The organism is Hyphomicrobium sp. 01T421, assembly GCF_056398805.1.
Genome location: NZ_JBFTQC010000005.1, coordinates 167070 through 187930, shown reverse-complemented (window position 1 = coordinate 187930; position 20861 = coordinate 167070). Strand labels below are relative to the sequence as shown.

The window sequence follows — 20861 nt, the reverse complement described above, 5'->3', positions numbered from 1 at the left end:
GACGACCATGCAACGGCGCTCAATTTTTGGTCTGGTGGCGCCGGTCATTTCAGCGCTTTTGCTGCTGCCGTCCCATCTTTCTTACGGCGTGGATCGGTCGCCATTTGTAACTCGTAGCGGAACTCATTTTGTTGCCGACGGGGTTCCTTTCTACGTCGCCGGGGTCAACAATCACTATCTTCCGTACGGATCGCGACAGGAGGTGATTGACGTTCTTGATGACGCCGTCGCGATGCACGCCAATGTCATACGGACATTCATTCAGCCGGTCATAGGATCGCTCGATAATAATGTCCCGGCCATTTGGGATTGGAAAAGCACGGCTGAAACGAGCAATCTCGGGGTGCACGGCGTCTACATGCTCTATTGGGATGCAACACAATCCCGGATGGCGATCAATGATGGCCCGAACGGCATGCGCCGCATCGACTTTCTTCTGGAGGAGGCACGCAAGCGCGACCTCAAAGTGATTTTGGCGTTTCTCGATTTCTGGTCATACACGGGCGGCGCCCAACAGATACGTGCTTGGTACGGTAGCGACGACACTTACACATTCTTCGCGAAGGACCAGCGGACAACCGCCGACTACAAGAACTGGGTGCAGGCAGTCATCACGCGGGTGAATAGTATCAACGGCAAACGTTATGCCGACGATCCGACCATCTTTGCGTGGGAGCTGATGAACGAACCGGACATCCATCCGATTCCGCTTCTCCGATCGTGGTTGGCCGATATGGCTCAGTTCGTGAAATCGCACGATCGCAATCACTTGCTAGCGAGCGGTCACGGCAATTCGAACGGGGATTTCTTTGATCTCCAAACCGATGGCATCGATTTCGGTACTTGGCACGGTTATCCGCGTTTCAACGATATAACTCCCGCCGAGATGAACGAACGGATCAACGCCTTCTGCGCGATCGGCGCGAGATACAACAAGCCTGTGCTGCTCGAGGAATTTGGTTGGTCCAGGGTTCACGAAGACCAGATCGGTGTCTACCAAAACTGGCTGAATACAATCTATCAGAACCAAGACTGCTCCGGCTGGATGATCTGGCGTCTTGTTTCGCGGCAGGACAGCGGGAAGTATCCGGACGACTCGGTCGACGGATTCGATATTCACAATGATGATAGTCCGCTGTGGCGCCTTATGCAGGCGGCAGCCGTACGGCAAATTTCGAAGCCCACTCTTTCATTTTCAATTCAAGATCCATCAACCAAATAAACTAACAACGTTTGTCGCCGCGAATTTTTTGAATCATTCTGAACCGTAATACTGCGAGTATCCTATGACGATTGAACATACTGCAAACGGCAATCCACGCGGAACGCGCCAAGAGATCGATGCCTTGAGAGGCACGGGCCTTCTTCAGTCCAGGGATGAGTGGGCAGCGCGCAACGACGAGTTGGCAGGTTCGTTGAATCAGCTCATTCGGAGGTATCGCCTCGCCAGGACCGACAATGCCCTGGACGTCGGCTGTATGTCGGGCGAGCTGACAGATCGTTATGGCGAAGGTTTGAATCTCAGTTGGTCGGGCATTGATCCCGATATTCCTGAAAACAAAATTTCCCGCAACGGCGCGCGTCTCTATCCCGGATTCGGCCACCAGCTGGCTTTTCCGAATGATCACTTCGACTGCGTTACCTTTGCGAATGTCTACGAACATGTGCCGCCTGCACTGCGCGCGGCGACTCTAGCGGAGATCTACCGCTGTTTGACGCCCGGGGGCATTCTTGTCGGACAATTGCCCAACCCCTACTTCCCTATCGAGTCGCACAGTCGCCTGCCGTTCCTTGGTGTATTGCCTCGACCGCTTCAGCGCGTGTATTGGCGGTTGACGCCCACCGGTTGGGATTTCGAGAAGGCGCATTTTTTCAGCGTCTCGATGAATGATCTTAAACGAAGAGCGCGGGTGTGCGGCTTTGAGGTCATTGCTGTCCAAAATTTCAACTACTCGGTGCGCGCGATACCAAAATCGGTGCACTGGCTCGCGGCCATTCATTCGCGCCTTGGGATACTTCCGTGGGCTTGGCAGTTCGCATTTCGAAAGCCGTTGTAATTTATAATTTCGTTTTTCAATTTGAAACCGGGGATCTTCTTTACGATCATGAACGAAAACGCGCCATTGACCAGAGCCATTTGCCGGGAAATCGACGAAGCAGATCTCGAGGGGGTTGCTGACCTTCTTGCTAAAGGTTTCCCAAGTTACGATCGCGCAGTTTGGAAAGGTGTCTGTCAACGTTTGGCCGATCGACCCTGGCCCGGCGGCTTTCCAAGATTTGGATGGATGCTGGAAAGCAAAGGCCGTGTCGTCGGCAGCATTTTCACAATTTTCACCGCTGTCCCCGTCGAGCGGCGTGTTGAGGTTCGTTGCAGCACGTCAAGTTGGTATGTGGAGTCGGGATTTCGTGGCCAAGGCTTCCGCTTGGCGCGACAAGCAGCCAAATTCAACGACGTCATTTATTTTAATCCAACACCCGGTGCCGGCACGCGTCCTGTCCTCGATCATCTGGGGTTCGCGCCTTATTGCAGAGGACATTTCTTAACCGTTGCGGCGGCGAGTCCCTCTCGCGGAGCTGCGCACATCTGGGATTATGCCGATTACAAGTCGGAGGGCTCAAGGCTTTTGCCCGCAGATGTTGCGTTGTTGGCCGATCACAGCAATTACGGATGCATCAGTCTGGTGTGCGAAACGGGTGATATGGCACTTCCGTTCGTATTCCTGAGGCGAAGGCAATATGTTTCCTATGCGCAGTTGATCTACTGCCGACGGCCTTCCGACATCATCAAATACGCGGGGCCAATCGGCCGGCATCTTCTCAAGCGCGGCATCCCGCTTCTGGCGATTGATTGCAATGGCCCCATCAAGGGATTGACAGGGCATTTCATGGATAACAAGCCGAAGTTTTTCAAAGGGCAGAGGGCCCCACGGCTTGGCGACTTGGCCTATAGCGAGCTGGCTTTCTTCGGCGATTATGTCAGCGGATTCCGCGCCGGATAAAAAGACGTTGGCCGGCGACCGGGGGCGTTCGCCGAATTCTGAAAAACAAATGCGCAAATGGAATTGCATCTTCGTGCAGTCGAACGGCGGCCTGCTGGAGAATGTTCGAATATTGAATCAACATTAATCCTTCTTTCACGCCTGCTGGATAAAACAATCATCGCAATTTAATGTGTCGACAAATATTGATGAGTGTAAAGCCGCCTTCCGCGGTTGATTGAATTCACAGCAACCCCGGATTTCAGTTCACATATTCTCGCAGGGATAATTGTCAGTCGATTTCGTGATTTCGCAGCCTCTCAGGTTGCCGTTCTCGAATAAGTAGATCTGTCCATCGGTACTTCTGCGCGGCGGTAATGGCCGGCGCGAACGTACGAGTTTTGTTGCATTCATTGGAAAATTGGGCGGTGCCGAGGGCATTTGCCTTTGAGACCTAAGCTAGAAAAAGCCGGTTTTTTTTAATTTAAGGGGGCATTCCATGTTGAGTGTATCAGCGGGGGCTGGTGGCCTCCCAGGGGAACGCGATCTGGGGAAGGAGGGGGCGGCCGCGCCGAAGGCGAATGCCCATGCGAAGACTTCAGCCAATGTTGCCTACCTCAACCGCGATGAAGCGGGAGCCAATGCTGCAAATTCAATGGTGCCGTCCTCGTCGGCGAGCGGATTTTGGGCGCTGGCAGCGATAGCCGCGCATTACAGGATAGCGGCTCAGCCCGAGCAAATCGCCCATTTGCTTGGCATTTACGGGAAGCATTGCGGTAGCGAGGACATCGTCCGGGGCGCTCAAAAAATCGGACTGAAGTCGAAAATTCTGAAGCATCAGAATATCGACCGCCTGAATGCCGTGCCTCTGCCGGCGGTTTTGCGGCTGAATGACGGCCAGTATATCGTTCTTTCCAATCGGCTTCCCGACGGGCGGTACCGGCTCGTATCCCCAGTCACGCGTGCAGCGAAGGTAGCAGACTCGGCCGCTCTGGCCGAATGCTGGGCGGGTGAGATCATCCTTCTGCGTCGTCGCTTGGCCGGCGCTGGTATAAGCCCAGCGGCGTTCAATTATCGCTGGTTTCTCGCGTCGATCTGGCGGTATCGCCGTCCGCTCTCTCATGTGCTGGCAGCTTCCTTATTCATTCAGCTGTTTGCGTTGATCACACCTTTGTTTTTTCAGGTGATCATCGACAAGGTGCTCCCCTACAAAGGCGAGTCCACGCTGTTTGTTATTGTTGGCGGTCTTATTCTGCTAGGTGCGTTCGACGTCACGCTACAATATTTGCGCTCCTACGCTCTCAACCACACGACAAGCCGGATTGATGTCGAGCTTGGAGCGCGGTTGTTCGATCATCTACTGCGCCTACCGCTCTCATATTTCGAAACGCGCCCGACGGGCCAGACTGTTGCTCGCATCAGGGAACTCGAGACGATACGGTCGTTCCTCACGGGCCAAGGGCTGTCGTCAATTATCGACTCGCTGTTTGCTGTTATTTTTATTTCGGTCCTGTTTTGCTATTCGGCGCTGCTTGCAACAATCGTATTGGCGTCGATCCCCTTCTACGTGGCGATCGCCGTCGTGGTCAGGCCCATATTGCGGCAGCGGATCGACGAGCGCTTCAACTGCGGCGCAGCCAGCCAGCAGTTTCTGGTCGAATCCATCGTCGGCATGCAGACGCTCAAGGCGGCGGCGATCGAGCCCACCTTGGGCAATGAGTGGGAAGAGAAGCTTGCTTCCTATGTGCGCACATCATTCAAGGCCGTCACTTTAAGCAACCTCGGCCAGAACGCGATCCAGTATGTGGGAAAGGCGACGACTGCCTTTGTCATTCTATTCGGTGCGCGCGCAGTGATGAACGGTGAGATGAGCATCGGCGCGTTGGTTGCGTTCACGATGATCATGAATCAGGCCATTGCGCCGATACTTCGGCTGTCGCAACTTTGGCAAGACTTCCAGCAGGTTCATATTTCGGTCGACCGGCTCGGCGATATTCTGAGAAGTCCCGTGGAGAACAAACCTCAGGCGTGCGCGAGCCTCGCGCCGTTGCGGGGCGCCATCAAGTTCAGCGACGTCAGTTTCCGCTATTCGCCCGACAGCAGCGATGTGCTGAGGGATATCAATATTGAAATCCCGGAGGGCCAAGTCATCGGGATCGTGGGTCCTTCGGGATCAGGAAAGTCTACACTGACGAAGCTGGTTCAGAGGCTATACCGTCCCGAGCGCGGGCAGATTTTCTTAGACGGCATCGATATCGGACACGTCGACACGAGCTGGCTACGGCGCCAGATCGGGGTCGTCCTGCAAGAAAACCTTTTGTTCAACCGTTCGATCCACGACAACATCGCGCTTGCCAATCCGGCGTTGCCGCGCAGTGCGATCATGTCGGCGGCGAAGCTCGCGGGCGCCGACGAATTCATTTCGAAGCTTCCTCTTGGCTACGACACATTGATCGAGGAACGCGGTGCCAACCTGTCCGGAGGGCAGCGGCAGCGCATCGCGATTGCGCGAGCCTTGGTCACTCAGCCACGCATCCTGATCCTCGATGAAGCGACGAGCGCGCTCGACTACGAGAGTGAGCAGATCATTCGGGCGAATATGCGCGAAATGACGAAGGGGCGCACGGTCATCGTCATCGCACATCGCCTGGCGGCGGTGCAGTGCTGCGAACGAATTATCGTTGTCAAAGAAGGCTGCATTGTCGAGGACGGCTCGCCCATTGAACTTCGCAAGTGCGTCGGCGGCGCCTACGCGACCCTTCATAAACTTCAGTTTTCTGCGATGGAGGCTTAAGTGAAAACGCGCACTGTCCGCTGGATCGGGTGCTTGTCGTTGTTCGCCGGCACCCTCGGTATTACCCACCAACTCTTCTTACATTTCGCAGGTGGCGCTTGGGGCGGGCGCTCGCCATACCCATCCGTTATGGGCTGGTGGATGGACGTTCCGTCCACTGTCGTGGCATCGGCTCGCAGCACGGCTGACGTGCTCAATGGGGAGCCATTGGTGTTGGCGTTCGTCGAGCTGCTCGTTTCGGTTCCGGTGGCGGTCGCTCTTTTCTTTGGAATACTTTTCTTGGCGTCGCGCAATCCGTTCAGCGGCTCAGGCGGCGCGATTGCGCGGTTCCTCTCCAACGTTGGTTCCCGGCCCGCTCTCAAAGACCGCGCCATTGTCCCCTCCGCGGCCGCGCGCCAGCGAATGGAGGCGGCACACCGAGAGTTTCTGCCAGCGGCACTCGAGCTTGTTGAAACTCCGCCGTCGCCCATCGTCGTCGCTTTGCTCTGGTTCGTTTGTCTCGGCTTTTCGTCCGTGCTGGCGTGGTCGTATTTCGGCCATCTCGATATTTATGCGACGGCGAGTGGAAAAATTCAGCCCAGAGGCGGCTCAAAAATCGTTCAGCCGTTGTTGCCGGGTAAAGTCATCGCGATGCACGTTGAAAACGGCAGTCACGTCAAGGCTGGCGATCTTCTCGTCGAGCTCGATCCGACCGAGACGACAGCGGATAGAACGGCGCAAGCATTGGAGCTTCAGGCCACGCGAGCAGAAGTCGCGCGGCGCGAGGTCGCCGTCGCAATAGCGCGCAGCGACGCTCTCTCGTTGCGGCCTATTCCTTTTGACGAGAGCGTCGGCGACGTCCTGCGCAAGCGGGAAGAACACGTCCTCGCGGCCGAGGTCGCTCACTTGGTTTCAACACGCGACAGCCTTGAAGCGCAGTTGAGAGAGGCGGTTGCGCGTTACGATCACACGACGATGACCGTCGCCGCGCGGAACAGTTTGCTCGCCGTGTTGAAGGAGCGCGTGGACGTTCGAAATGAGATCGACTCTCAGAGCGGGGGATACCGCGCAAGGGTCCTTGATGCGTTGCAGGAATATGAGCGGGAAAAAACAAATCTCGCAAGCGATCAGGGTGAACTCATCGAGGTCGAGGCGGCCAAGAATTCTGCCAAGGCCAAAATCGACGAAGCCATTGCGCAATTCATTGCAGAGCAAGCCGGCAAGCTCGCTGAGGCTCAGCGCAAGCGTGACGGGCTGGTGCAGGATCTTATCAAAGCGACCGTGAAAGAGACGCAGACGAGGCTAACGGCACCCATCGACGGAATGGTTCAGCAACTTTCCGTGACGACGGTTGGACAGGTTGTGTCGAGCGGGCAATCGCTCATGACGATTGTGCCGGATGATGCTCCAATCGAAATCGAAGCCATGATCCTAAATCGCGACATCGGCTTCGTGAAGGTGGGGCAACCCGTGACGATCAAGATCGATGCGTTTCCATTCACGCGATATGGGACGCTCGACGGCACCGTCACCACCATCTCGCATGATGGCGTCGATCAGAAAACGGCTGCGAATCTAAGCGACGCCGCGAGCCTGACGCGGCCGCAAGGGGCACCCACTTCAGCCAATGCCGCGACAGCCGAAACGCTCGCGTTTCCGGCAAGAATAACCATCTCGCAAGAAACGATCGATGTCGATGGAGAGAAGGTTCGGCTGCGTCCCGGGATGTCGGTGAGCGCCGAGGTCAAGACGGGGCAGCGCCGGGCTATCGACTACGTGTTGTCTCCGCTTCGCGAAATTCAATCTGCTTCGTTGCAGGAACGCTGATGGAATTAATTCGGAATATGATTGAATAGAAAGATTTGGAATAAAAAATCATAGCTCGGTAGTCGGATTTTTTTTGAGATTCAAAGGTGTGTCATGTCGAATGCAATTGTACTTGAGAATCAGAAGCCTGGAGCTCCCCAAAGCGAATGGATGCTTCAGCCGGGTGCTGCAAGCTCGAGTATCGAGGGGTTCACCACCTCAATGAGCACGAATTTGGGGAGTACCGTTGATTTCAAAATCAACACCGACTCCAACGATTATCGGATCGACATCTATCGCCTTGGGTACTATGGCGGTGATGGGGCCACCCTCGTGACGTCGATGGTGCATCAGGCGGCTTCGGCCGTAAATCAGCCGGCGCCATTGACCGACCCGACGACCGGCAATATTGACGCCGGCAACTGGAGCGTCACGGATTCATGGAATGTCCCAACCAATGCGACTTCCGGCGTCTACATTGCTAAATTGACCAGACTGGACGGAACGGACGGCGAAAATATCATTCCGTTCGTTGTGACGAATAATGCGAGCACCTCCGACATCATCTTCCAAACGTCGGATTCGACCTGGCAAGCTTACAATGCCTGGGGTGGAGGCAGCTTCTACACCGATACGGCACAGAACATAAGCTACAACCGGCCGATTCAAACGCCCGCTGGGCCCGACGACACCACAGCGTCAGGTCCTTGGGACTTCGTTTTCGGAGAGGAACTGCCGGCGATTTATTTCCTCGAGAAGAACGGTTACGACGTCAGCTATCAATCCGGCATCGATACGGCGACGAATGGCAGCCTCCTGCTCAACCACAAGGCATTTTTGTCAGTCGGCCATGATGAATATTGGACTGTACAGCAGCAGAACAACGTCCGGGCGGCACGCGATGCGGGTGTCAGTCTCAATTTTTGGAGCGGTAACGAAAGCTATTGGACGACGGAGCTTCTTCCGAGCATTGACGGAAGTGGAGATCCCAATCGCACGCTTGTGACCTATAAGACGTCAGCCACCGGATTGCAGAATCCCGACGGCGTATGGACGGGTGCGACCCGCGATCCCGCTGGCGGGCTTATTCCCGAGAACGGACTTTCCGGTCAGATGTACTACGTGGATTGGGACCACAACACACCGCTCAATCCAATCACTGTGCCTTACAAGTATGCTCAACTGAACATCTGGAAAAACACTGCGATCGCTGATCTCCAACCTGGGCAAACGTACACAAGTCAAAGCGACTACCTGGGATACGAATGGGACGTCAATGCCACATCAAGCGAGGTGGCGAACAACGGGTTTAGTCCCGCGGGTCTCGTGCCTCTGTCCTCCACTACGGTGACGACCGACGCGCTGAGCAATGCCTACGTACTCACGGGATTGATCACGGGGACGGCCACCCACAATTTGACCATGTATCGCGCACCCAGCGGCGCTCTCGTATTTGCCGCAGGAAGCATCATGTGGACTTGGTCCCTCTCGTCCTTGCATACGCCCGGGCCGGACGGGTCGCCAACGGATGCTCCAGCCGATCCGGCCTTTCAGCAGGCGATGGTCAATCTTCTGGCTCAAGAGGGAATTCAGCCGCAATCTCTGGATTCGAGCTTGGCCTTGGCCTCGCAATCGACAGACTTTCTGCCGCCGACGACGGTCATATCAACGAACACTGCTGCGCAGTTCGTTGCGGGGCAGCTGGCAACAATCACCGGCACGGCAACCGACCAGGGTGGTGGTGTCGTTGCGGGCGTAGAAGTATCGACCGACGGCGGCAATACTTGGCATGAAGCCAGTTTTGCAGCGGCTGCTGCGAATGTCAGTTGGACCTATGCGTGGACACCCTCGGCGACGGGTTCCTATACTATCCTGGCGCGCTCGGTGGACGATGCTGCCAATCTTGCGCATCCACTGCTCAGCCCCAATTTCCAGATTACGGATTTATACGGCAATTTCGGCGTGTCGCAGGGATGGGCAACCGTGGGCACAATGCGCACGCTTGCTGATTTCAATGGCGACGGCCGCGCCGATCTCATCGGATTCGGTACTTCAACTGTTTATGCTACGGCCTCACTTGGGGACGCCTCGCAATACAACGGCGGCGCAAGCTTCTCGTCGAGTCTCACAGCCTTGGCCAATGACTTCACAGTCGCTCAAGGCTACACGGCGGCGAACCAGCGCGGAATCGACTTTGTCGGAAACCTCTCGAGTTCTCCGACCGATCACTTCGATACGCTTTGGGCCGTCGGCGCGGACGGGTTTCATTACGCTTCTGTTACTGGTTCGGGCGCGGCAACGACGTCGAAGGTCTTTAATAACTTCGGGCTTGCTCAAGGGTGGACGCAGACATACGGCGTGGATGTCGCCTTCCTCTCCACTACCGACGCCTACGCCTCAATTTTGGGGTTTGGGGTTTCTGGTCTTTGGGTTGGACAACAGGCATTCAATCCAACGGCGACGCCGTCGGCAAGCTACATCGCAGCGGGTTCGCAAACGCTCGGCGGCGCTTCGGGATGGGACAGCACGTTGGATATCCAAACGTTCCGAGACTACCGAGGCAATATGATCGATTTGAACAACGACGGAATTGCTGATTTCGTCGGAATGGGCCCCACCGGTCTGGAATATGCTTACGGCCAGCTTACAGCCGGTGCGACGGCCGGGTCACAGGTTTACTCGCTCGGTGCCATACAAAAGGGCTCTACCGGCACGAATATCGATTTCGGGCGAGACCAGGGGTGGGATACATCATCGTCGGATCGCATTCTCGCCGACATCAACGGAGACGGACGCCTTGACGTCGTTGCTTTCGGCGACGCCGGTGTTTGGGTATCTCTCGGTCAGCAGGCAAATGCCGACGGAAGCGGTGCGTTCGGCGCAGCCTACCTTGCCATGGCAAACTTCGGTACGCAGCAAGGGTGGAGCGCAGAGGTCAACACGCGCGTGTTAGGCGACATTTACAACAAGGGTGAGGTCGATATCATCGGCTTCGGTGCGGATTATACTTTTGTTGCGCGGCCGACTGCGGACCCCACGACGGGACATGTCACGTTTGCGATCAGCGATAGCTGGCATGCTTACGGGTCTAACGAAGGGTACACGCAGGCCCAGAATTTCCGTGGTGTCGCGGATGTCAACGGGACGGGCGTTGACAGCATTGTTGTGAGCAGTACGTCGACTACGCAAATCGTTAGCCGCGTATAACCGTGCCGCTCAATCGGGTCATGGGCTGCCCGCTTCGTATCCGGCGGCCCTAAGCCCTGTGATGTCTCAATTGCCCCGCTGCGGTCGATTTCGCACGCGCGCTTGCATTTCCCGCAGCAGCAGCCACCGCACAGGCTTGTTTGGATTTTTGAGCGCAATCTTCCACCAAGGCCTTCGCTCGTGGAAGTAATAGGAGATTGGCCGTCGAGAGATCAGCACGGAATTTAGCCCCGAAACATCGGGCTCAGCTCCATCATTTTCGCCTGCTCCTTTCCAAGCTTTGTAGCTCAAGTCCGTCGCATCGAGTGCGGCCGCAAGCGTTACCTTTCCGCCGGCCGAGTACATCTCGTGTTTGGCGAGAACCGCATCGATATGACTTCTGAAGCTTATGGGCGTCGCATCCGGGAATAGCTCGACGCGAGCTTCAATCCGATTGCTTACGATATAGCGATGCCCGCTCGCGCAGGCTCGCATATGGAAATCCCAATCCACGTTTCGGTCCAGAGTCTCATCGAAGCCGATGGATTCGATCGCTGCGCGTCGTCCCACCATTTCGATGGTACCGAAGAGATTAGCCACCACCCCGGTATTAAGAGCCTCTCCTAAACGAACTCTATCAGGATACAGAACCTCCGGTTCCGACGGCAGCTTCTCGAAAATCAGTTGCGGAATCACGAAGTCAAAATCGGGTTGCGAATTCAGGGCCTCTACGGCATCAACCAGAAACGCAGCATCGATCGACGTACCGGCTCTGCAAAATGCAACGATGTCATTTTTAGCGCTGCGGAGCCCCAGATTGCATAGTGCCGCAAGGCCGCCTCGAAAGCCGAGCTCCACGATTTTGACCGTCCCGTCGGAAACGAGCGACGACGCCCTCAGACGTTCAAAGACCGCGGCTCGTTCGGGCGCCGATGGGAGGCGATCACATGCGAAGATAACTTCGACGTTCAGTCCTTCCACTTGAAGTGCCGAATAGATCGTATCCATCGGATTGCCATACTCATCGCTTGTCGCAACGATGATCGAGAGCCGCTTCGGCTCAGCGTCGGACGGCCGGGATGATCTGCTTATCGCGGTATTCATCCAATACGGCGCGGAAGCGGGCTCCAATGCTACCCGCTCATGTTTCAGTCCCTGGCGGCGTGACCACATATCTTGAAGTAAGCCGACAAGATCGTGGGCAGTACCATCGAACTTCTCGCAACTGGTTCCATTCACCCAAGGCGTCTTAGGGCCGAACGCAGGATTGCCGCTGTTGAGAATGACGAGGGCATCGAGGAGATTTGCTTCATACGCGGCAAGACAGAAGCTCTCATAGGCTGCGGGGAATATCGCGACTGAATTGGAAATGGTTTCTTCCCGGATGGCGTTATGCAGATTGTCTAGAACCTTGATGCGCGCTTTGAGATGGTCCGGAATCAAGTTTTCACAATGGCGGTACAGTTCGTCGTTGACGATGTGTGCCAGTAACAATGCGTCGCCTTGATATTCCGGGGTGGACTCCATGAAGCCGACGGCGGCATTAATGAATACGTGCGCTCGTTTCACCCACTGAATCTTGCTGGTGAATACGAGGGGGGTGTTCTCGGTGAATTTGGCGCTCTCTTTGCGTTCGTCGGATTCCAACAGCACCGGCGGCGTTTCAACGATTGCCTTTTGCTTCCATGCTTCGTTAAAGCCGAAATGCGAAGCGACATCGTCGATGATCGGTTGAAGGTGACCAATAACGATGTCGGCGTCGGAAAGCGCTTTCCGCTCGATATCGGCAATCACCAAATTTCCACAATGCGCTGGCCGGTGGTCGCGGCTGCGTAGAACAGCTTCGGTGCTGTGGATTCGTACGGCGATCGTTGAGCGCGCGAAGGCACGACCCATCAACTTTTCCTGCAACGTTGCAAGTGCCGCGCCGCCAAAGTCAGGAAATTCGATCACATCGAACGGCCCTGAGTGTTGTTCGATGGCACGAAGCGCTTTCATCAGTTCGGCGGATTGGCCGTGACGGGCCAACATGAAAGCGTCGGCGGGCGGATAGCTGATATCCTCGGCGGACCCTCGAGAGGTCCACTCCCTGGCGTCGAAGAATTTACATGCCGGGTGGACGCGGCGGAACAATCCCTCGCTCAACGCCTTCTCGCCGTACCAGAGAATCGAAAATTCAATACCGGGATCGCCGCCGTAAGTCTTGAGAAGATTATGAACCAGAACTCCAATGCCGCCGGATGTAAAATACTTCAGTTCGAACGTTGCAATGCAGATGCGAATGGCCATAAGGCGATCTCTTGAAAATTAAAGGTTGAGAAATTCAGCGTAACGCTTTCTTGAGACGCGAGTAATTTCCCGTGCGTAATCTGAAATGATTGCCTGCAGCTCTGGATTGTTCATCGAGCTCAGGTAATCGAGGCGCTTTCCGATTTCTCGCACATTGAAGGGGTTTGCGATAGCGCTGAGCGCCGTAAACGGATGCTCTGTGAGCGCGTCGAGAAATAGCGGGCCCGAAAGCACCATCGCACCTGCGCCGAGCGCTTCCATATCGACCATGGGATGGCAATCGATCGTCGTTACATTTACGCTAACGTCGACGTCGTGCAGGAGCGTGATGTGGTTGTCATGACCCGCGTACGGCACCCGTTTGCATCTCGCAGTCTCGGGCATCGTCCCAAGAATTTTTCCGTAGTGGAGAATTTCCTGAATCGAGCTCGATAACGCAGCGCCGAGGAGACTGGAGTGCAAGTTCTTGCGGATGTCGGGAAATGCCGGCACCAGAGCGATCTTGCGGTTTCCGCTAAAGGCTGGAACGAGCCGGCGCCGGTTGGTTACCGGCGGGCGGTTGAGGAGCATTGGTTCGTAGCTCCGCGGGAACACCATTCCCATGCCGGACTTCATCATGTGCACGCGCCGGACGATGCCGTGCCGGCAGACCATCATGGCGCGCTCGAAAAATTGAGCTTCGGGCTTCCACGCAAGTTGGCTCAGATTTCCGTGCCAGACGAGGTAGCATTCGATCCCAGCTGCACGCACCGTCCGGAGGGCGCGCTCGGCTGCGTCTGAGAAGCCATGAAATACAGCTTTCTGGATGCCCCATTCTTCAAGCTGCAAAACGAGTTTCATCAAATCGCCCTTGCTGAGGGGGCGCTGCAAAGGGATCGCCACTTTGTGACCCGGCTGCACGCCGGCGGCGGAACGTATCCCGTGCCAATTCTGATGAAAGATATGGGCGACGCGCACGAAGCCCCGGTCATTCTGGGCGTAGCGACAGTCGCCATCGGCATCGAATTCTATTTCTGAAGACAGTTGCCGGGGGCTAGCCGTCTCGCGCTTATTTTCATTCTCTTCGGCTGGTTCTGTAGGCTCCGGTTTGCCTACAAGTCCAACGAGTTCGCGAAGTAGAGAACGTCGGTCCGCCGTGGGTTTGTCCGCGACGCTACTGGTGATCTGCGGTTGTTTCGGCTCGATCCAACTCTGTTTTACGATGTCACCGGCGCCAARTGCTTTGAACTTCGGTTTCGCAAATGTTGGCTTTTCTGGAACTGGCGATCGGACGGGAAAATGACCTAATGTTCGCGAACAGGCGATCTCATCTGAGCCGATGGTCATCGGATGATTGACTGGCGCGAGCATCTCTGAAATTTGAAGTTCGATGCCGTCTAGAAGGCGCAGAGCCCGTTCCCGTGAGTGCACCACTGCAGCACGAGCATCGGCCGTTAGACACCAGTTCAACGCCGCATCCATCGCTTCCGGCGTTGCTTCATCAGCTTGCAAGCACACCGGCCATTCAAGGGCCCGAGCCTGCGCGGTGACTTTGTCGCCGCCTGCAACAGAGTCGACAGCAATGACAGGAACGCCGTTTCGAAGTGCGAATACAAGTCCGTGCAATCGATTTGTAATCAACGTATCGACAACGCCGATGAGCGCGCTGACGCCTTCAGCCGATGCAATGCCGCCCGCGTTGGACGCTTTCGGCCACCGCGTATCGACATCGAAAACCGGCAATCCGTGCCGTTCGATTAAATCGTTTATGCCGTCGATGACTTTGCCGTGTCTCTGCCTCGCACCGTACTCATGCTGGCTCTTGATAAGACAGCGGCCCAGCACAGGAACCTTTTCCGTACCGACCATAAAGGTGAGGTCCGGCCTCGTAGCGACATCGGAGTCGCGCTCGAGCAATAGGTCGAATGGGTTCCACTTGGCGAGCGGTTCCACCATCGTCAGATTGACGCCAATGCGTTTGCAGTGCCCGTATTGGTCGATATCGAAATTGTGGTTCTGGAGCAGCCCAGGCCAGCAGGGACCGCAAACGATGACGAGATGAGTATAAGAACGCGGCTCTGCCATTGCCGGACTGATGGAACCCGTAAGCTCGCTGCGAACGTCGGCTCCAAAGGCCGAGACGTCGTAGCGTAGTCCAGCGTTCGCAAGACAGCGCTTTACAAACTCAAGGCATTGAATGTCTCCGACCGTTGAAAAATGGCCGAGCAAAAGCGCTCGTTGCTGGACCGAGCCCGGAACTTCGAAGAGAATTTGTTTCATATCTTGCAAAGGATTCTCTTGGAGCCGAGCTCCGTAGAACGTTGAAAAACGAAATTGTCGGGTAAGGTTTGAGCGACGACTGGAGATCGCGTTTCTTTCAGATCGCGATTGAGAGCCAGGAAAAGGCCAAAGCCGCCATGTGAGATGTGCGGATCGTCGCGTGCCAATGAATTCTTGTTCTGTGACGCATGTGCGGCTCCCAATATCGGCGCCTGATGAAACAAAAATGGACGTGAACTAAAAGTCAGGGGTGGCTGAAAATGCAGTGCCGGGAGAGATGAATGCTGACAATCACAGCACGGCGCGGGCCGGGTCGAACAGTTGCCATCTGGTTTAATCAGACGGTCGCGATATGGTTATCCACAAAAGACCCTTATGGTCGGAGGCTTGAATATCCGCGGAACATGCTGAGCGTCTCGGCTGCCGCGAATTCTGAAATCGAGTTCAAACCGCTTGAGCGCAGGGTTTGTGTGCGATCCGAGATTTATCGCCAGGCGTTGAGTTCACTGCGAGCCCTGAGTGGAGGAACGGAAGATGAGCGAACCTCGAATTGTGGAGGGTAACGGCGAAGTTGTGGTCGAGTGCGCCGGTGGCTCGAGATGGTGCTCTGTCCTTCTGTGGGAAGACGTTGATCCCGCGGAGAGAAGACTCGCGCTCGTGAGGCGGAAAGACACCGGTCAGGTTTTTGCAGCGAAGCGAAAGTTTGGCGGTTGGATCGAGTTATCTTGGATCGACGTCATGCACGCGCTTTCGAGGGACGCTCGAACGCAGGACGACGCGATCAAGATGCTCGCTCGGGCTGCCGTCGGTGAGTAGAATTGGATCACTTGCCGGTCTGATCTTTCCGCCAAACAGACTGAGGCTGAGCCCTGTCAGCGTTTTCCGTATGCCGTGAAGATGTAATCTTTCGCTGAAACGATCGTATGGCAGGCAAAGCCGCACTTGGCGTCGTTCTCCTGTGGCGGCTGATCATCGACGGTCGCGGGTGTGAAAGCATCAGATTTGGCGTCGTATATAAACGCGGCGTATCCCCATCCGCCGCTATCGGCGAAGCGCTTGCTATCCTTCTCGATGAAGTCAACGTTTTGCTGGGCGCCACCCACCGTCGTCGGACCGGGGGCTTCCGTACTCTTTTCCGGCTTCCAATGGATTTTCGCGATCTTGGAGCCGTCAGGGAATGGCTTGCCGTTTTCGGGAATTCCGGCCTTGTRGGCCTCGATCATTACGGGGTTGGCTAGGATGACAGCAATAGCACCTTCCGTGTGACTGACGGAGACGGCGGCCCAATCTTCGTATCCTCTGAACTCGGAGAACGCGAGCCCGTTGGGGACGCTCACCGTATACTTATCGTGGGCGGCAATCGCCAGCCCGCCGACGAGTGTTAGAGAAGCCGCGAGGATCGCGATCGGCAACGATTGACTTACATGCATGGATTACCCCTTCGAAGTCAGTGACGTTCCGGCGCTGGTGATTGAGAATGCGTGCGTTGAGCGGTTGATTTGGTGAGGTTCGCCGCACCGAAGACGATTATCCGGCCGCTCATAGCTGCCACTCTGTCATTCCGTGACGTCAGAATCCATAGGCCAACCGTCTGTGCGATGGATCGAAATTGCTGCATTCACTTTATTTTTGAAATTGGCTACCTCAATGGCGCAGGCTTGGGTAACGCGGCCTTGCCGGAACATTGTTTGCGTGCGGAGTTGTTCTAAATTTGCCGCTTCCCACCCGCGAGCAGTGGCAGCCCTAATTTTTTTTGGACCCGCTTGGGAATAAACGGCTCGTCCTTCGAGTCTACCCTTTCGATCCGCCAAGTCGCGGACCTTTGGAAAGGTATAGTCATGAGCGACAGCAAGGACGACGAGGGCGTAAGCCGGCGGCATGCGCTGGAATGCATGATCTGGGCGGGGACGGGTGTACTTTGGACGGTTGCGGGCGGTGTTCCGACATCGTTATCGCTGCTTGATGCCGCCGAGGCCGCTGCAGCTGCGACGAGTGGTTTCACGTTCCTTCAGATTTCCGACAGTCATGTTGGGTTCAACAAGCCTGCCAATCCGCACGCGCTCGATACGCTCAAGGAGGCGATTGGCCGGATCGATGCGCTGCCCGTGAAGCCGACGTTTATGCTGCATACGGGCGACATCACCCACAGTGCCAAGCCCTCGGAATTTGACCTCGCAAACCAAGTTATCGGCGGCACAGGCGTCGATGTGCATTACGTGCCCGGCGAACACGACATCACGGACGAAGCAACCGAGAAAGCCTATCTCGAACGGTACGGCAAGGGCACGAAAGGCGGAGGCTGGTACTGTTTCGACGACAACGGCGTGCACTTCATTGGCTTGAACAACGTCGTGAACTTGAAGCAATTCGGCCTCGGATATCTCGGCAACGAGCAGCTCGAATGGCTCGAGGACGATCTTCGTCCGCTCAAGTCGTCGACGCCGATAGTCATTTTTGCGCACATCCCGCTCTGGTCCGTTTATCCGAACTGGGGATGGGGTACCGATGATGCCGCGATCGCACTTGGTTACCTCAAGCGCTTCGGGTCGGTGACCGTCCTCAATGGCCACATTCATCAGCTGATGCAGAAAGTCGAAGGAAACATCACGTTCCATACTGCGCGCTCGACGGCGTTTCCGCAGCCGGCGCCAGGAACGGCACCTTCGCCGGGCCCAATGGTCGTGCCGGCGGAGAAGCTCCGCAGCGTGCTCGGGATAACCAACGTCGCCTTTAAGAGAACGGACTCGCCGCTCGCGATAACCGATACGTCATTGGCGGAGTAGTGCGATGAAGCTCCAAATGATACGCGCGGCGGCGGGGTTCGCTGGCGCCGCAATGGGAATGATCTTCCTGATGCCCACCGCTGGCGCGGCCGCAGATGCCGCTCACGGCGAGCAAATTTACCAAAGCTGCCAGGACTGTCATTCGCTCGACACGAACGATGTCGGCCCGAAACATCGGGGCGTATTCGGCAGAAAGGCTGGTTCGGTTCCCGATTACAGCTATTCCGCTCCCCTCAAGAAATCGGGTATTACATGGGATCAAGACAGCCTCGACCGATGGCTTACGGATCCGCAAAAACTCGCGCCGGGCTCGAAAATGTTCTTTCACCTCGATGCCGCCCAAGATCGAGCCGACGTTATCGAGTATTTGAAGGAACGGGCGAAGTAGTGCCAGACGGCGCAATCATGCGAGGCGTGATGGACGAACGGCAACGATTTAGCGAGGCGGTGCTCCCGTACGTCGACGATGCGTTGTCTCTCGCGCGTTGGCTGACAGGGAGTGCCACCGATGCCGAAGATGTCGTTCAAGAGGCTTGTCTCAGGGCTTTCGGCGCCATCGCCTCGGTCCAAAACGCCAACGCGCGGGCTTGGCTTCTCGCCATTGTTCGCAACACTGCTTTCAGCTGGATGGCAAAGAACCGGCCGAAGTCCATCACGACAACGGATGACGCGGGACTTTTAGAACAGGCTGGGCTTGAGATGGCTGAACCACAGGCATCGCCCGAAGCGATTTTGATAAGGAAAGCCGATGCCGCGCAATTGGAGAACGCTATCGCGGCATTGCCGCTCGGCTATCGCGAGGTTCTGGTTCTGAGAGAGATCGAAGATCTGAGTTATCGGGAGATAGCGAAGGCCTTATCCATACCGGTCGGCACCGTGATGTCGCGATTGGCGCGCGCGAGGAGTTCGCTTATTCAACGCATCGGCATGACGGTTGAGGGAAAGGCTGGCGCAGCATGATCAAGCCTTCGTCATGGTCTTCCCGGGAAGAGTCCCTCATTCTGTTGAATGCTTATCTCGATGACGAACTCGACGGGGCTTCGGCATTGGACGTCGAGCGGCGTCTGGCGGCTGATCCAGCTCTTCGGGCCGAGCACGACCGGATCGCCGAATTGCGCAGCACGCTGGCGTCTCATCTCACAACGCAGCGCGCATCGGATGACTTCAAGCGGCGTATCGCGGCGATTGCCGAGCCGTCGCGGGATGTTGTCGTCGCGCTGCCGTCGCGGCCATCTCGAACATACGATTGGCGTCAAATGGCTGCCGCTGCCGTCGTCGCTGCCGCCATCACGGCTGGCGGGATGTATGGAGTTCTGCGTCAGAATTCCGGTGCGAACGAAATTGCGGCCATTGTTGCCGATCATCAGCGCGCGTTATTGGCGGCTCAGCCCTTCGATATCGCATCGAGCGACAGGCATACCGTCAAGCCATGGTTCGACAGCAAGCTCGCCCTTTCGCCCCAGGTCGTCGATTTGGCCGGAGCGGGCTTTCCGCTTGCTGGCGGGCGCGTGGAAATCGTTGACGGAAAGCCCGTGCCCGTTCTCGTCTACCAGCGTCGCGCCCACATCATCAGTGTAGTGGCGGTACCGCGTGCGGGGCAAATGTCGAGCACCGCTCCGGCGCTGCAGACGACCATGGACGGATACTCCGTGATCCGCTGGTTCGGCCGGGATTTCGAGTATTTTGCCGTGTCGGATTTGCCGGAACCCGAACTTCGTGAATTCGTCTCGCGTTGGCGCGAGGCGACGCCCGGTAGCTGATCGATTGGAGATTATTCAAAAATTGCTGTTGGCGATGCCGGACATCGATGGAATTCTGACGATACTAAAGCGATCGCTTGTTGCGGTCGCAGCTACGTTCATCCTTGCTGGCAACGGAACCCAGGCTCAGCCCTTGTCTTCGCCCTCGACCTCGGCAACTACGACCTATCAAACGCTCGCGGTGGATGGCGTGAAGATCTTCTATCGCGAAGCCGGTCCGCGTCATGCACCGACCTTGCTGCTCTTGCATGGGTTTCCATCTTCGTCGCGGATGTTCGATACGCTTATTCCATTGCTCGCCGATCGTTATCACATCGTTGCACCGGATTATCCCGGCTTCGGGCAAAGCGATGCTCCGCCGGCATCGGCCTTCGCCTACACTTTTGATCATGAAGCCGGTGTCATTGAGGATTTCATCGTGGCGCTGGGCCTTAAGAAGTACGTCTTATTCATGCAGGATTATGGCGGCCCCGTCGGTTTCCGGCTTGCTGTCGCTCACCCGGAACGCGTTCAAGCGATGATCGTCCAGAATGCCGTGGCGCATGAAGTGGGGCTTGGACCGATATGGGAGGATCGAAAGGCCTATTGGAAGAACCGTGCGGCGCATGAGGCGGTTTTCATCTCGAGCTTCACGTCGCTCGATGCCTGCAAGCAACGCCATGTCGGAACGAGTCCCCACATCGAGCGCTACAATCCTGACATCTGGGCTGAGGAATTCGCGGCGCTGTCGCGGCCCGGCCAAGCCGAGATTCAGGCCGATCTATTTTATGATTACCGGAACAACGTGGCCTCATATTCGCGCTGGCAGGCGTGGCTGCGCCAATATAAGCCACCCATGCTGGTCGTGTGGGGCAAATACGATCCTTCATTCGCGGTTGCAGGGGCGACGGCGTACGCGCAAGATGTGCCCGATGCGGAGATCCACATCCTCGATGCCGGACACTTCGCGCTTGACGAGGCGGTAGACCAGATAGGGGCTTTGATGCGCACGTTCCTCGCCAGGCAAAAGCTGGGTGCTCTGTAGTTT

General features: G+C 56.3%; 15 protein-coding genes. 12 read left to right on the top strand and 3 right to left on the bottom strand.

Going from position 1 to position 20861, the window contains the following annotated elements; genetic code table 11:
- Window positions 1-7: 7 nt before the first annotated feature.
- The 6 genes from AC1DK3_RS20965 (at window position 8) to AC1DK3_RS20940 (ending at window position 10764) form a co-directional block, all read left to right on the top strand.
- A complete protein-coding gene (locus AC1DK3_RS20965) occupies window positions 8-1222 on the top strand; it encodes a glycoside hydrolase 5 family protein (protein ID WP_477194175.1) in 1215 nt (404 codons plus the stop codon).
- 64 nt (window positions 1223-1286) lie between these two features.
- Window positions 1287-2057 carry a class I SAM-dependent methyltransferase gene (locus AC1DK3_RS20960; RefSeq protein WP_477194174.1) on the top strand — a complete coding sequence of 257 codons (771 nt, stop codon included), beginning with the start codon at window positions 1287-1289 and terminating at the stop codon, window positions 2055-2057.
- A 228-nt stretch (window positions 2058-2285) separates the two neighbouring features.
- Window positions 2286-2999, top strand: a complete 714-nt coding sequence (locus tag AC1DK3_RS20955; protein WP_477194173.1) for a hypothetical protein — start codon at window positions 2286-2288, stop codon at window positions 2997-2999.
- 634 nt (window positions 3000-3633) lie between these two features.
- Window positions 3634-5772: a type I secretion system permease/ATPase gene (locus AC1DK3_RS20950; RefSeq protein ID WP_477194213.1), complete on the top strand. Its 2139-nt coding sequence runs from the start codon at window positions 3634-3636 to the stop codon at window positions 5770-5772.
- Complete coding sequence (locus AC1DK3_RS20945) at window positions 5773-7578, top strand: HlyD family type I secretion periplasmic adaptor subunit (protein ID WP_477194172.1); 1806 nt, start codon at window positions 5773-5775, stop codon at window positions 7576-7578.
- A gap of 201 nt (window positions 7579-7779) precedes the next feature.
- Window positions 7780-10764, top strand: a complete 2985-nt coding sequence (locus tag AC1DK3_RS20940) for a N,N-dimethylformamidase beta subunit family domain-containing protein (RefSeq protein ID WP_477194171.1) — start codon at window positions 7780-7782, stop codon at window positions 10762-10764.
- Window positions 10765-10830: 66 nt separating this feature from the next.
- Here AC1DK3_RS20940 and AC1DK3_RS20935 read toward each other — a convergent pair whose 3' ends face one another.
- Window positions 10831-13032: a hypothetical protein gene (locus AC1DK3_RS20935; protein ID WP_477194170.1), complete on the bottom strand. Its 2202-nt coding sequence runs from the start codon at window positions 13030-13032 to the stop codon at window positions 10831-10833.
- A gap of 18 nt (window positions 13033-13050) precedes the next feature.
- Window positions 13051-15291, bottom strand: a complete 2241-nt coding sequence (locus AC1DK3_RS20930) for a polysaccharide pyruvyl transferase family protein (protein WP_477194169.1) — start codon at window positions 15289-15291, stop codon at window positions 13051-13053.
- A gap of 534 nt (window positions 15292-15825) precedes the next feature.
- Between AC1DK3_RS20930 and AC1DK3_RS20925 the strand changes: the two genes are divergently transcribed.
- Window positions 15826-16107 (top strand): hypothetical protein, encoded by a 282-nt coding sequence (locus AC1DK3_RS20925; RefSeq protein ID WP_477194168.1) that lies wholly within the window; start codon window positions 15826-15828, stop codon window positions 16105-16107.
- 56 nt (window positions 16108-16163) lie between these two features.
- On the opposite strand, the gene AC1DK3_RS20920 is transcribed toward AC1DK3_RS20925, so the two are convergent.
- Window positions 16164-16721: a cytochrome P460 family protein gene (locus AC1DK3_RS20920; RefSeq protein ID WP_477194167.1), complete on the bottom strand. Its 558-nt coding sequence runs from the start codon at window positions 16719-16721 to the stop codon at window positions 16164-16166.
- A 408-nt stretch (window positions 16722-17129) separates the two neighbouring features.
- Between AC1DK3_RS20920 and AC1DK3_RS20915 the strand changes: the two genes are divergently transcribed.
- From AC1DK3_RS20915 to AC1DK3_RS20895, 5 genes are read left to right on the top strand one after another with little or no spacing between them, the layout of a single operon-like run.
- On the top strand, window positions 17130-18074 hold the full coding sequence (locus AC1DK3_RS20915; protein ID WP_477194166.1) for a metallophosphoesterase family protein: 945 nt from the start codon (window positions 17130-17132) through the stop codon (window positions 18072-18074).
- A 4-nt stretch (window positions 18075-18078) separates the two neighbouring features.
- Window positions 18079-18462: a c-type cytochrome gene (locus tag AC1DK3_RS20910; RefSeq protein WP_477194165.1), complete on the top strand. Its 384-nt coding sequence runs from the start codon at window positions 18079-18081 to the stop codon at window positions 18460-18462.
- Window positions 18462-19034, top strand: a complete 573-nt coding sequence (locus tag AC1DK3_RS20905) for a sigma-70 family RNA polymerase sigma factor (RefSeq protein ID WP_477194164.1) — start codon at window positions 18462-18464, stop codon at window positions 19032-19034. The genes AC1DK3_RS20910 and AC1DK3_RS20905 overlap by 1 nt, the downstream gene beginning before the upstream one ends.
- Window positions 19031-19834, top strand: a complete 804-nt coding sequence (locus tag AC1DK3_RS20900) for an anti-sigma factor family protein (protein ID WP_477194163.1) — start codon at window positions 19031-19033, stop codon at window positions 19832-19834. The genes AC1DK3_RS20905 and AC1DK3_RS20900 overlap by 4 nt, the downstream gene beginning before the upstream one ends.
- Window positions 19835-19838: 4 nt before the next feature.
- Complete coding sequence (locus AC1DK3_RS20895) at window positions 19839-20858, top strand: alpha/beta fold hydrolase (RefSeq protein ID WP_477194162.1); 1020 nt, start codon at window positions 19839-19841, stop codon at window positions 20856-20858.
- Window positions 20859-20861: the final 3 nt, after the last annotated feature.